Genomic DNA, 12,290 nt, shown 5'->3' with positions numbered 1-12,290 from the left:
AGGCACCTCGAAAAGCCCCGATAGGGTACCTAGGTCCATGATCGGCCGGGGATGGTCAGTCGAGGGCGCGGGCGAGGTTGTCGCCCAACGCTGCCATGAACTCATCGGTGGTCAGCCAGCCGGCGTCGCCACCGATCAGCAGGGCTAGGTCCTTGGTCATCTGGCCGCCTTCGACCGTGCCGACGCAGACCCGCTCCAGCGTCTCGGCGAACCGGGTCACCTCCGGGGTGCCGTCCAGCTTGCCCCGGTGCGCCAGCCCGCGGGTCCAGGCGAAGATCGACGCGATCGGGTTGGTGGAGGTCTTCTCCCCCCGCTGCCACGCCCGGTAGTGCCGGGTCACCGTGCCATGGGCCGCCTCGGCCTCCACGGTCTGCCCGTCCGGCGTCATCAGCACGCTGGTCATCAGCCCGAGCGAGCCGAAACCCTGGGCGACCGTGTCCGACTGCACGTCACCGTCGTAGTTCTTGCAGGCCCAGACGAAGCCGCCGTCCCACTTCATCGCCGCCGCCACCATGTCGTCGATCAACCGGTGCTCGTAGGTCAGGCCGGCGCTCTTGAACTGCTCGGCGAACTCGGCGTCGAAGACCTCCTGGAACAGGTCCCGGAACCGGCCGTCGTACGCCTTGAGAATGGTGTTCTTGGTCGACATGTAGACCGGGAAGCCGCGGCTGAGCCCGTACCGGAACGACGCCCGGGCGAAGTCCCGGATCGAGTCGTCGAAGTTGTACATCCCCATCGCCACACCGCCGCCGGGGAACTTGGCGACCTCGAACTCCATCGGCTCGCCGCCGTCCTCCGGCTGGAAGGTGACGGTCAGCGTGCCCGGCCCCGGCACCACGAAGTCGGTCGCTTTGTACTGGTCGCCGTGCGCGTGCCGGCCGATCACGATCGGCTTGGTCCAGGTCGGGACGTACCGCGGCACGTTGCTGATGATGATCGGCTCCCGGAAGACCACCCCGCCGAGGATGTTCCGGATGGTGCCGTTCGGCGAGCGCCACATCTTCTTCAGGCCGAACTCCTCGACCCGGTCCTCGTCCGGGGTGATGGTGGCGCACTTCACGCCCACCCCGTTGCGCCGGATCGCGTACGCCGCGTCCACGGTCACCTGGTCGTCGGTGGCGTCCCGGTTCTGGATCGACAGGTCGTAGTACTCGAGCGGGACGTCGAGGTACGGCAGGACCAGCTGCTCACGAATCTGCTGCCAGATGATCCTGGTCATCTCGTCGCCGTCGAGCTCGACGACCGGGTTGGTTACCTTGATCTTCGCCACCGGGGTGCTCCTCTCGCCTGTCCTCGCGATCCCGTACGAGCGTACTGGTTCATCAGACCCACCTGACACCGGCACGACCGGCCTCGGCGAGCGCCGCGTCGATCTTGCCGAACGGGCGGCAGCCACGGAAACCGCGCACGTTCATCGGGCTCGGATGACCGGCGGTCAACACCACATGCCGGTCGCCGGTGACGAGTGCCGCCTTACGCTTCGCGTACGCCCCCCATAGTACGAACACCACCCGCTGTCGGCTGGCGGCCAGTGCCCGGATCGCGGCGTCGGTGACCTGCTCCCACCCCTGCTTGGCGTGCGAGCCGGGCGCGCCGGCCCGCACCGTCAACACGGCGTTGAGCAGCAGCACCCCCTGCCCCGCCCAACCGGTGAGATCGCCGGTGGTGGGCGGGTCGACCCCGAACTCCTCGGCCAACTCCCGGTAGATGTTGCGCAGCGACGGCGGCACCGGCACTCCCGGGCGCACGCTGAAGCTCAGCCCGTGCGCCTGCCCAGGGCGGTGGTATGGATCCTGCCCGAGGATCAACACCTGGGTGGTTTCGAGCGGACACAGCCGGAACGCCCGGAAGAGATCTTCCTGCGGCGGATAGACGACATCACTCGCGTACTCTTCGGTGAGGAAGCGGTTCAGCGACGCCACCACCGACTGGTCGAGGTACGGCGTCATCGCCTCCCGCCAGTCGTCGGGCAGCTGCTCGCGGATATCTATCGTGGTCGTCGCCATGCCGGTAATCTCATCGATTCTTCGCTATCTGAACACCACCCACCATCAGGCGCAGGAATCGGCGAAGCGATTCGTCGTTCGCCTTCTCCAAGCCGCGCACTCTTTGTACGGCATCGCGTGCGGTTGCCACCATGAGGAGCGCGTCGCGCCGCTTGACGTCGTAGTCATGGTCATAGTCAGCCCGGTGGCGAGCAGTTTGGAGCGCGACAAACGCCTCAGCTACGCGCACGAGGTCCGCATGGGCCTCGCCGAGGACCGCGGCGAGCGCGCGCTTCTGTCGATCCCGACCCGCGGCCACAGCCGCCAAGATCTTCAGATCCCCGTGAGCGAACCAGCGCGCCGCCTGTCGGCGTTGCAGCTCCACATTCGAATCGTCGCCGACCAGTTCTCGGGTGGCGTGCCTGATCAACTCGTGAAAGAGAGCATAGTACGCGGTGGAGACGGCCCGGCGAAGCTCGACCGTCCTGGGCCTGCCGCGACCGGCGTCAACAGGCACCAAATCATCCGCCAGGTTCAGAAGCTCGTCGGCCATGATGGGGCGCGCGGTCACCCTGGCGCCCCGGGCGACTCGTCCTCCTCGCCAACCAGCTCGTCGGAGGTGTCGCTGTCCCCGGCCGAGGTAATTGTGATCTCCACCTCTGTCGGCACGTCGATCTCGGCAGCAGCTTGACGCGCCCTCTCTCGAAGGTGGAAGGCGTCGTCCAATGGCCAGGTCGCCTCCCCCGGGGGCGGCTCCGAGACGATCAGCGTCACCAGTATGTACTCGTCACCAGCTGCGTCAAATCGGGGCTCGACCTCGACCGCGTTCACCGTGGTGGTGCCGGCTCGCTCATTCAACAGTCGGCTCCGGAGCTGCCCCGAAAACCGCTCAGTAATACCCACCATCACTCCCAGCCAAGGCAGTTCACTCGCACACTATGACACATCTGGTGCCGGGCTCAGGTGCTGCGGGATGGCTGATGCACCGGGGCAGCCGCCGGCGAGGCGGGGCGAGAAGCGGCCGGGAGGGTCGCCCGCACCCGCCAGCCGCCGTCGGCGGTGGGGCCATGATCGAGCGACCCACCCACCAGCTCCGCCCGCTGGGCCAGCCCGCGCAACCCCTGCCCGGAGCCGGGCAGGGGCACTACCGGGCGGGTGGCCGGAGTGTTGACGATCTCCACTCGGATGACGCCGTCGACCAGCGCCACCCGGACCGTCGCGGTCGCTCCCGGCGCGTGCTTACGGACGTTCGTCAGCGCCTCCTGCACCGTCCGGTAGATCGCCCGCGCAGTGGGCGGGTCCACCTCCGGCAGCTCCCCCAGCTCCAACCGGGCATCGACCCCGCCGCCGGCGACCAGCGGCGCCAGCTCCGCCAGCGTGGGTTGCGGCGCCAGCTCAAGCACTCCCCGCTGGTCTCCTCCACCCTTCCCCCCACCGCCTGGCTCACGCAGGACGGTCACCATGTGCCGCAGCTCGTTGAGGGTCTGGACGCTGAGCTCCCGGATGGTCCGCCCGGCCTGGCTCGCCTCGGGGTCGCGGGTGTGTACCTGCAGCGCGCCGGCCTGCACCGCGATCAGGCTGACCTGGTGGGAGACGACGTCATGCATCTCCCGCGCCAGCTGCGCCCGTTCGGCCGCCAGTGCCCGCTGAGTGACCAGCCACTGTTCGTGGTCGCGCGCCTGCGAGATCTCCACCAGCTTCTGTGACAGGTCCCGTCGGACCTGCACCAACTGCCCCAAGAACACCGCCGCGGCGGCTTGCACGAGTCCTTGACCGAACCAGATCGCGGTAAGCTGGTCGACCTGTTCTTCCCAGCCCGCGCCCCACACCCAGGTGGAGTGGACGGCCAGCAGCAGCGCGCAGGCCCCGAGCAGCAGCCGCTGACGGGACAGCGACGCCAGCGTATAGAGGGCGATCAGAGTCGCCGCGGTCTGCGATAGCCACACCAACGGCGGCAGGGTGACGAGGAAGACCGCCAACGGCCACCGGCGGCGGGCCGGCAGCACCACCACCCCGAGCGCGAGCAGGCTGAGCAGCACCCGGTCGTCGAAGTAGAGGCCCCACCACAGGCCGTGCTCGGCCACGATCTCGGAGACGTGGTAGACGCCGGGCTCTCCGTGCTCGTAGAGCCAGCCGCCGTCGACCACTTCGTAGAGCGGGGACAGCTGCCAGACCCGGGCCCACGCATCCGCGGCGGCCACGGACAGCACCACCAGGTCGACCACCCAGCGCGGCACCCGGCGGCCGGTCACGCTCGGCCGCCCGGCCCCAAGAGGCCGGCGCGCTGCGCGACCAGCGCCGCCTGCACCCGGTTGTGCACCCGCAGCTTGGTCAGCAGCGCGCTGACGTGGTCCTTGACCGTGCCCGCGCTGAGGTGCATCCGGGCGGCGATCTCGGCGTTGGAGATGCCCTCGGCGAGCAGCTCTAGCACGTCCCGCTCCCGACCGGTCAACCGGGAGACCTCGGGATACGTGGCCGGCCGCTCGCCGTTGGCCAGGTAGCCGTCGACCACAGTACGGGTGACCCGGGCGGAGAGCACCGTGCCGTCGCCGGCGAGCGTGCGAACCTGGTGGGCCAGGTGCTCCGGGTCGGTGTCTTTCAGCAGGAATCCGACCGCTCCCAGCCGTAGCGCCGCGGAGACGTACTCATCTGTGTCGAATGTGGTCAGGATCGCCACCACCGGCGGGTGGGGCGCCGCCCGGACCTGCCGGAGGACCGTGAGCCCGTCCACGTCGGGCATCCGGATGTCGAGTAGCACCACATCTGGGCGCGATCGGCCAATCTCGGCCACGGCCCGCCCGCCGCTGACCGCCGCCACCACCTCGATGTCCGGGGCGGCGTTGAGGATCAGGGTGAAGCCGGACCGGATCAACGCCTCGTCGTCGACGATCACCACCCGGATCATGAGCCCTCCCGCGAGCATCCTGGAACATAGTGGCATAAATAGTGCTGTTCCCCCGCTGTTCGGCGGGGGTCCCCGCCCAGCGGGGGGCGCCGCCACCCGACCGGGCTACGCGGCCACCACCTGAGCACCGGCCGGAAGCGGCGCAACGCGACGGCGTGCGACGACGCGGCGTTCTAGGTTTACCCCATGTCTATGACATATCGCCCTATTCGCTCATCCACACCTACGAACGCGGACAAACCAGACGGCTGTGCGGCGGCACCGCCGACCAGTGCCGAGCCGGCTCGTTCGGGCGCCGAGTCTTCGGGCCGCATCGTCGCCGTCGACCTCGTCCGGGCGCTCGCCCTGTTCGGGATGTTCGCGGTCAACCTGGGTCTGCATGAGGAGTGGGCCGCCGCCGGGGTGCCGGACTGGCTGGCGGACCTACCGCACGGCCGGTCCTCGGCGACCTTCGCGGTGCTGGCGGGGTGGTCGCTGGCGCTGCTCTCCGGCGGTCGGGCGGCGCGGACCGAACGCGGCCGCCGCCAGGCCGCCGTGAAGATCGCCATCCGCGGGGTGCTGCTGATCGTGCTGGGCACCGCCCTGGTCGCGGCCGGCGCCACCATCCCGGTGATTATCGCCTCCTACGGCGTCTTCTTCCTGCTGTCGCTACCGTTCCTCCGGCTGGGTGTCCGCGGCCTGGCGGTAGCGGCCGGGGTGGTCGCGGTGGTCGGGCCGGTGATCGTGCGCTACGTCCACCTGCTGGCTTCCCCGGCGCAGCTGGAACGGCTGCTGCCCTACGACCCCGTGATCGGGCTCGGCCAGCTCTTCACCGCCGGGTTCGGCGACATCATCCACGGCGGCGAGCCGCCCTACCCCGGCTACGAGTTCCCGCTCGCCGGCTACGAGCTGGGCGCCTTGCTGATCTACGGGTTCTACCCCACCGGCGCCTTCCTGACCTACGTGCTGGCCGGCATGGCGCTGGGCCGGCTCGATCTGGCCCGCCGGGCGACCCAGCTGCGACTGGCGGTCCTCGGCCCGGTGCTGATGATCGTCGGTTACGGCGTCCCGCTGCTGCTCCACTGGTTGCGCTATCCGGTGATCCCACCGTTCGACATCCCGGAGCCGGAGCCGGCCCCGCAGAGCCTGGCGGAGTTCAAGACCGCTCTGGCCGGGCTCGAGCCCTGGTCCCTCGTCGAGGAGAGCTCGGCCTACCAGATCGACCGGGAGCGCAGCGGGTTGCTCGACGCGTACGCCCACAGCGGCACCACGTTCGAGATCCTCGGCAACCTCGGAGTCGCGATCGCGCTGCTGGTGATCGCGACCGCGCTGCTCACTCGGTGGGAGTGGCTGCGGTCGCTGCTTGCCCCGGTGGCCGCCGCCGGCACCATGACCCTGACCGCCTACACCGCACAGGCGCTCGGGTTCGCGGTGCTCGAGGACGGCAGCCCGATCCGGTGGCTGCCGCAGACCCCGCAAGCGGTCTTCGGCTGGTTCGTAGTGGGCTCGATCGTCTTCGCCTTCGCCTGGTCGCAGCTGTTCCGGCGGGGCCCGCTGGAGCAGCTGTTCTACCTCGCGACCAAGCCGGCCCGCCTGATCCGGTAGCACCCGGGCCGATCATGAGGGTGTACGCGGACATACCGGGCGTGTCCGCTTACACGCTCATGATCGGCGGCGCGGTTCATGCGACCTCGTGGTCGAGCCACTCCAGGTACGGACGGTGCCCCGCGGTCACCGGCAGGCAGAGGATCTCCGGCACGTCGTAGCTGTGGTGGGCGCGGATGTACTCCTCCAGGCTGCCGTAGGCGCGCTGAGTGGTCTTGAAGACCACCTGCCACTCCTGCTCGGTCTGGACCGACCCCTCCCACCAGTAGCTACTCGAGATCGGGCCGATCACCTGGGCGCAGGCCGCGGCGCGCGCCTGCACCGCCGCCCGGGCGAGGTCGTCCGCGGCGTCCTTGCTGTCGATGGTGGTCACGACCTGGCAGTGCGAGTACCCGTTCATCCGCCACACTCTAGCGGGGACGGCCACCGGCCCGGGCGGGCCGGCGGCCGCACTGCTCAGAGATTTGCGACGTCAGCCTGCTTGGCGCGGACCGCCTCGGCCGCCTCGCCCAGCGCCGCCCGCTCAGCGTCGGTCAGGGCGGTCTCGACCACCCGGCGCACCCCGGTCGCGCCCAGCTCGGCCTCGACCCCGAGGTAGACCCCGGAGATGCCGTACTCGCCGTCGACCCAGGCACAGACCGGCATCACCGCGCCGCTGTCCTCGGCGACCGCCCGCGCCATCTTCGCCGCGGCGGCGGAGGGGGCGTAGTAGGCAGACCCGGTCTTCAGCAGCGCCACCACTTCGGCGCCGCCGTTACGGGTCCGGGTCACCAGCTCGTCGACCTTGTCGGCCGGCAAGAGGTCGGCCAGCGCGGTCCCGTTCACGGTGCAGCGGGACGGCACCGGCACCATGGTGTCGCCGTGCGAACCCAGGGTGAGCGTCCGCACCGCGCTCACCGGCACCGCCAGCGCCTCCGCAACGTTGTTGGTGAACCGGGCGGTGTCGAGCATGCCCGCCTGCCCCATCACCCGGTGCTTCGGGAACTGGGTGACCTGCTGGGTGAGCGCGGTCATCTCGTCGAGCGGGTTCGAGACCACGATCACTACGGCGTTCGGCGCGTACTTGGCGATGTTTTCCGAGACCTGCCGGACGATCTTGGCGTTGACCTCGATCAGGTCCATCCGGCTCATGCCCGGCTTGCGCGGCAGACCGGCGGTGACCACGACGATGTCGGAGCCCTCGATCGCCTCATAGCCCTCACCCTGCTGGCCGGTGCTCTGCCCGACCACGGTGGTCTCGAAGCCCTCGACGGCGCGGGACTGGTTCAGGTCCAGCGCCAGCCCTTCCGGCTTCCCTTCGATGATGTCGGTCAACACCACCGTGTCAAAGATGTCGTACTCCGCGAGCCGCTGCGCGGTGGTGGAGCCGTAGAAGCCGGCGCCGACCACGGTGACCTTCTTGCCAGTACCCATGCCCCGACCTTAATCGCGACTCAGCACCATCGGGTGAGCGGGTCCGGCGCGCCGGTCCACACGTACGCGGCGCTGACCCACCCACCGTCGCCGAGCCGGTGCCACACATTGGTAGTGCGGTCCCGGCCGGTGTGGTCACTGCCCCGGGCAGAGCACTCGATCGTGACGGTGGCGCCATCGGCCACCGAGCCCACGATCTCGTGCTCGGCCCCGGGCCCGCCGCGACGGTTCAACTCCCCCGGACCAAAGGTGTCGACGACCCCCTCGTCCAGGGCCAGGGCGCCGTGGTTGTGGAGCACCCCGCCGACATCCACCCGGGTGGAACCGTGCCGAGCGAACCCCTGGTAGTTGGCCGCTCCGGCGCCGATCACCCACTTGCCGAGGTTGTAGCCGTCGATCGGCACGTACTCGCCGTCCCGGCGCAGCGAGAAGTGGACATGCGGGCCGGTGCTGCTGCCCCCACAGGAGACGTCATTGCCGATCATCCCGATATAGTCGCCCTCGGCGACCGCACTGCCGTAGACCACGATGTTGTCTTCGAGGTGGTAGTAGTCGGTGGCGAAGCCGCGGCCATGGACCACCCGGATCCAGCCGGTCTCGGACGGGCACATGGTGTACGCGTACCCGTCGGCGGCCGCGAGCACCCGGCCGTCGCCGCCGGCCAGGTCGATGGAGCTGCGGACGGTGCCGCTCATCGGGTGCGGCCCGCCGGTGTAGCGCCACTGCTGCCCCACCGCGTACGGCAGTCGCATCCCCGTCCGGAAGTCAGTCGCCAGCGGCGCCGAGCCGCCATAGCCGGTGGTACCGAGCACCTCCTGCTCCGGCTCGGTGAGCACCGGGGCGTCGTCGCTGACCCGGGCGAACTGCGGCGAGCCCTCCAGCGCCACCCGCCACCGGTCGCCCTCCGCCCAGGCCAGCCACAGCCACCCGTCGGGGTGGCGCTCCGGCTCCTCGGGAGCCACCTGAACCACGGTGCCGAACGCCCACTTGTCGGCGTTCTCCCGTTGCACGTGGACATCGGTGGCGACCGTGTCGTCGCGCGGCGGCAACTGGGCCATCACCTCATCGACCAGCACCGGGTCGGGGGAGTAGACGAACGGCTCGTCGTCGGCGGGTTGCTGGGACGCTGGCGCGGCGGCGCCGAACAGACCGGGCAGGACCAACGCGATCGCGGACACGGGTAGCGGCCTCCACATACCCGCATCCTCGACAAACCGGACAGTAATAACAAGTGACGCGCCGACTACATAGGGTAATTAGTGATCGCGCTCGGCGCGCTCCACCACATTCGCCAACAACATCGCCCGGGTCATCGGCCCCGCCCCACCGGGCATCGGCGCCAGGAAACCCGCCACCTCGGCGACCTCGGGCGCGACATCACCCACCAGCTTCACCTTGCCGTCGCGCTCGGCCCGGGTGATCCCCACATCGAGCACCGCCGCCCCCGGTCGGACCATATCGGCGGTGAGCAGTCCCGGCACCCCGGCCGCCGCGACCACGATGTCGGCCCGGCGAGTATGCCCAGCCAGCTCCCGGGTACCGGTGTGGCACAACGTGACCGTCGCATTCTCCGACCGGCGGCTCAACAGCAACCCCAACGGCCGGCCCACGGTCACACCCCGACCGATCACCACCACCTCCGCGCCCGCCACCGGCACCTCGTACCGGCGCAGCAACGCCAGGATGCCGCGCGGTGTGCAGGGCAGCGGCCCCGGCATCCCCAGCACCAACTTGCCCAGATTCACCGGGTGTAGGCCGTCGGCGTCCTTGTCCGGATCGACCGCCGTCAGCACCGCCTGTTCGTCCACCCCGGATGGCAGCGGCAGCTGCACCAGGAAGCCGGTACACGCCGGGTCGACGTTCAGCTCCGCGACCGCCGCCAGCACCTCATCCTGGGTGGCGCTCGCGGGCAGGTCCCGGCGGATCGAGGCGATGCCGACCTCGGCGCAGTCCCGGTGTTTGCCAGCGACATAGGCCCGGGAACCCGGATCGTCACCGACCAGGATCGTCCCCAGGCCCGCGGTACGCCCCCGCGCCGCCAGCGCCTTGACCCGCTCCCGCAGCTCCTCCTTGACCGCCGCCGCGGCCGCCTTGCCGTCCAGCCGCACTGCGCTCACGGCTCGCTCCTCTCTCAGTGGTAGAAGTGCCGGGTCCCGGTCAGGTAGAGGGTGATCCCGGCCGCGGTCGCCGCCTCGATCGCCAACTCGTCCCGGACCGATCCGCCCGGCTGGACCACCGCCCGGACACCGGCGTCGATCAGCACCTGCAGTCCGTCCGGGAACGGGAAGAAGGCGTCCGAGGCCGCGACCGAACCGGTGGCGCGCTCGGCCCCGGCCCGCGCCACCGCGAGCCGGGCCGCGTCGACCCGGTTGACCTGGCCCATGCCGACCCCGACCGTGGCCCGATCGGCGGCGAGCAGGATCGCGTTCGACTTCACCGACCGCACCGCCCGCCAGGCAAACGCCAGATCCGCCAACACCGCCGGCGCGGCCGGCTCGCCGGCCACCAGCCGCCAACTCGCCGGATCGTCGCCCGGCGCGTCGATCCGGTCAGCCGACTGCAGCAAGGTGCCGCCAGAGATGTGCCGCACGTCGAATGCCACCGGCTCCCACGCCGGCACCCGCAACACTCGCAGGCCCTTCCGCTCGGCGAGCACCGTCAGCGCCGCGTCCTCATACGCCGGGGCGACGATCACCTCGGTGAAGATCTCGGCGACCTGCTGGGCCAACTCCTCGGTGACCGGCCGGTTGACCGCGATGATCCCACCAAAGGCCGAGACCGGATCACAGGCGTGCGCCTTGCGGTGCGCCTCGGCGACATCGGCCCCGAGGGCGATACCGCACGGGTTCGCGTGCTTGATCACCGCCACGCACGGCTCGGCGAAGTCGTGCGCCGAGCGCCAGGCGGCGTCGGCGTCAATGTAGTTGTTGTAGGACATCTCCTTGCCGTGCAGCTGCTCGGCCTGCGCCAACCCGACCGGCTGGGCCGGGTCGGTGTAGAGCGCGGCGGCCTGGTGGGGATTCTCGCCGTAGCGCAGCACCGTCGCCAGCTGCCCGGACGAGGCGGCGTACGCCGGCCAGCCCTGCTGCTCCGGCTCCGGCTCCGGCTCCGGCTCCGGCTCCAGCAGCACCTGCGCGCTCCACGCCGCGACCGCCCGGTCATAGTCGGCGATGTCGATGAAGGCCCGGGCCGCCAGGGCCCGTCGCTGCGCCAGCGTGAACCCACCCTCGGCGACCGCCGCCAGCAGCTCCGGATAGCGCTCCGGCGAGGTGACGACGGCGACATTGGCGTGGTTCTTCGCCGCCGCCCGCACCATCGCCGGCCCGCCGATGTCGATCTGCTCGACGCACTCCTCCAGGCCGGCGCCCGAGGCGATGGTCTCCCGGAACGGGTAGAGATTGGAGACCAGGAGGTCGAACGGGGCCAGCTCCAGCTCGGCCAGCTGGGCGGCGTGCGCCTCGCGCCGGTCCACATCGGCGAGCAGCCCCGCGTGGACCGCCGGATGCAGCGTCTTCACCCGCCCATCCAGACACTCGGGGAAACCGGTCAGCTCCTCCACCCGGCGCACCGGGGCCCCGGCCGCCTCGATCGCCCCAGCCGTGGAACCGGTGGAGACGATCTCCACCCCGGCGGCGTGGAGCGCCTGCGCCAGCTCCGCCAGGCCCGCCTTGTCATACACACTCACCAGTGCGCGCCGGATCGGCCGCCGACTGGTCATGGGATGCTCACTTTCCTCTCGGTGATGGTCCAACCCTCACGCACCAGCCGCCCGACGCACTCGACCAGCTGCGCCCGCTCGGCGACTTTGATCCGCTCAGTCAATGTCTCCACTGTGTCGTCCGGCTGCACCGGCACCGCCACCTGGGCGACGATCGGGCCGGTGTCGACCCCCTCGTCGACGAAGAAGAGCGTGGCACCGGCAAGCTTCACACCGTACGCCAGCGCGTCCCGCGGGCCGTGGATGCCGGGGAACGCCGGCAACAGCGAGTTGTGGGTGTTGAGGAAACGATTCCGGAAGGCGGACAGGAACGCCGGGCCGGCGAGCCGCAGAAATCCGGCCGAGATCACCAGATCCGGACGGTGCGCCGCCACCCGCTCAGTGAGCGCCCGATCCCACGCGGCACGGTCCGGATAGTCGCCGACCGGCACCTCGAAGGTCGCCACCCCGGCCGCCGCGGCCAGCGCAACCCCGCCGGTCCCCGGCCGGTCCGCGCCGACCGCCACCACCTGCGCGCCGTACGCCGGAGCGGCGCAGGCCTCGAGCAACGCTCTGGCGTTGCTGCCGGCCCCGGAGACGAGTACGACGAGCCGAGCGGTCACCCTGGCACCCTACCGACCGGCCCCGACATGGGCGCCGGCAGGCCGATCGTGCCAGACCTACCCGCCGGGCGGCCGAGCCCCGC

13 protein-coding genes are annotated in these 12,290 nt (G+C 70.4%); 1 reads left to right on the top strand and 12 read right to left on the bottom strand.

Annotated elements, in window-relative coordinates; all coding sequences use genetic code 11:
* Window positions 1-55: 55 nt before the first annotated feature.
* Genes JQS43_RS04600 through JQS43_RS04575 form a run of 6 tightly spaced genes read right to left on the bottom strand, consistent with a single transcriptional unit; the run spans window position 56 to window position 4,890 of the window.
* On the bottom strand, window positions 56-1,270 hold the full coding sequence (locus JQS43_RS04600; RefSeq protein WP_239677810.1) for an NADP-dependent isocitrate dehydrogenase: 1,215 nt from the start codon (window positions 1,268-1,270) through the stop codon (window positions 56-58).
* Between the two features lie 52 nt (window positions 1,271-1,322).
* Complete coding sequence (locus JQS43_RS04595; protein ID WP_239677809.1) at window positions 1,323-2,006, bottom strand: uracil-DNA glycosylase; 684 nt, start codon at window positions 2,004-2,006, stop codon at window positions 1,323-1,325.
* Window positions 2,007-2,016: 10 nt separating this feature from the next.
* Window positions 2,017-2,556, bottom strand: a complete 540-nt coding sequence (locus JQS43_RS04590; protein WP_239677808.1) for a hypothetical protein — start codon at window positions 2,554-2,556, stop codon at window positions 2,017-2,019.
* Window positions 2,553-2,891, bottom strand: coding sequence for a hypothetical protein (locus JQS43_RS04585; RefSeq protein ID WP_239677807.1), 339 nt, complete (start codon window positions 2,889-2,891; stop codon window positions 2,553-2,555). The genes JQS43_RS04590 and JQS43_RS04585 overlap by 4 nt, the downstream gene beginning before the upstream one ends.
* 53 nt (window positions 2,892-2,944) lie before the next feature.
* The gene (locus tag JQS43_RS04580; RefSeq protein WP_239677806.1) at window positions 2,945-4,237 is read right to left on the bottom strand and encodes a sensor histidine kinase; all 1,293 of its coding nucleotides are present in this window, start codon (window positions 4,235-4,237) and stop codon (window positions 2,945-2,947) included.
* Window positions 4,234-4,890 carry a response regulator gene (locus tag JQS43_RS04575; protein WP_239677805.1) on the bottom strand — a complete coding sequence of 219 codons (657 nt, stop codon included), beginning with the start codon at window positions 4,888-4,890 and terminating at the stop codon, window positions 4,234-4,236. The genes JQS43_RS04580 and JQS43_RS04575 overlap by 4 nt, the downstream gene beginning before the upstream one ends.
* A 186-nt stretch (window positions 4,891-5,076) precedes the next feature.
* On the opposite strand from JQS43_RS04575, the gene JQS43_RS04570 reads away from it, so the two are divergent.
* Window positions 5,077-6,474 (top strand): DUF418 domain-containing protein, encoded by a 1,398-nt coding sequence (locus JQS43_RS04570; RefSeq protein ID WP_239677804.1) that lies wholly within the window; start codon window positions 5,077-5,079, stop codon window positions 6,472-6,474.
* 76 nt (window positions 6,475-6,550) lie between these two features.
* Here JQS43_RS04570 and cutA read toward each other — a convergent pair whose 3' ends face one another.
* From cutA to purN, 6 genes are all read right to left on the bottom strand, one after another.
* Window positions 6,551-6,874: a divalent-cation tolerance protein CutA gene (cutA, locus tag JQS43_RS04565; protein ID WP_239677803.1), complete on the bottom strand. Its 324-nt coding sequence runs from the start codon at window positions 6,872-6,874 to the stop codon at window positions 6,551-6,553.
* A gap of 56 nt (window positions 6,875-6,930) precedes the next feature.
* Window positions 6,931-7,887, bottom strand: a complete 957-nt coding sequence (locus JQS43_RS04560; RefSeq protein ID WP_239677802.1) for a malate dehydrogenase — start codon at window positions 7,885-7,887, stop codon at window positions 6,931-6,933.
* Window positions 7,888-7,907: 20 nt separating this feature from the next.
* Complete coding sequence (locus JQS43_RS04555) at window positions 7,908-9,065, bottom strand: M23 family metallopeptidase (RefSeq protein WP_239677801.1); 1,158 nt, start codon at window positions 9,063-9,065, stop codon at window positions 7,908-7,910.
* A gap of 78 nt (window positions 9,066-9,143) precedes the next feature.
* Window positions 9,144-10,004 (bottom strand): bifunctional methylenetetrahydrofolate dehydrogenase/methenyltetrahydrofolate cyclohydrolase, encoded by an 861-nt coding sequence (locus JQS43_RS04550; RefSeq protein ID WP_239677800.1) that lies wholly within the window; start codon window positions 10,002-10,004, stop codon window positions 9,144-9,146.
* 14 nt (window positions 10,005-10,018) lie between these two features.
* On the bottom strand, window positions 10,019-11,605 hold the full coding sequence (gene purH, locus JQS43_RS04545) for a bifunctional phosphoribosylaminoimidazolecarboxamide formyltransferase/IMP cyclohydrolase (protein WP_239677799.1): 1,587 nt from the start codon (window positions 11,603-11,605) through the stop codon (window positions 10,019-10,021).
* Window positions 11,602-12,207, bottom strand: coding sequence for a phosphoribosylglycinamide formyltransferase (gene purN / locus JQS43_RS04540; RefSeq protein ID WP_239677798.1), 606 nt, complete (start codon window positions 12,205-12,207; stop codon window positions 11,602-11,604). Before purN ends, purH begins: the two co-directional genes overlap by 4 nt.
* Window positions 12,208-12,290: the final 83 nt, after the last annotated feature.

It is taken from the genome of Natronosporangium hydrolyticum, assembly GCF_016925615.1.
Classification (GTDB): Bacteria; Actinomycetota; Actinomycetes; order Mycobacteriales; family Micromonosporaceae; genus Natronosporangium; species Natronosporangium hydrolyticum.
This window is presented reverse-complemented; position numbering and strand designations above follow the sequence as displayed.

Coding starts and splice junctions, on each gene's coding strand:
- JQS43_RS04595 (WP_239677809.1), bottom strand. CDS start 2,006: ATGGCGACGACCACGATAGATATCCGCGAGCAGCTGCCCGACGACTGG.
- JQS43_RS04585 (WP_239677807.1), bottom strand. CDS start 2,891: ATGGTGGGTATTACTGAGCGGTTTTCGGGGCAGCTCCGGAGCCGACTG.
- JQS43_RS04575 (WP_239677805.1), bottom strand. CDS start 4,890: ATGATCCGGGTGGTGATCGTCGACGACGAGGCGTTGATCCGGTCCGGC.
- JQS43_RS04570 (WP_239677804.1), top strand. CDS start 5,077: ATGTCTATGACATATCGCCCTATTCGCTCATCCACACCTACGAACGCG.
- cutA (WP_239677803.1), bottom strand. CDS start 6,874: ATGAACGGGTACTCGCACTGCCAGGTCGTGACCACCATCGACAGCAAG.
- JQS43_RS04560 (WP_239677802.1), bottom strand. CDS start 7,887: ATGGGTACTGGCAAGAAGGTCACCGTGGTCGGCGCCGGCTTCTACGGC.
- purH (WP_239677799.1), bottom strand. CDS start 11,605: ATGACCAGTCGGCGGCCGATCCGGCGCGCACTGGTGAGTGTGTATGAC.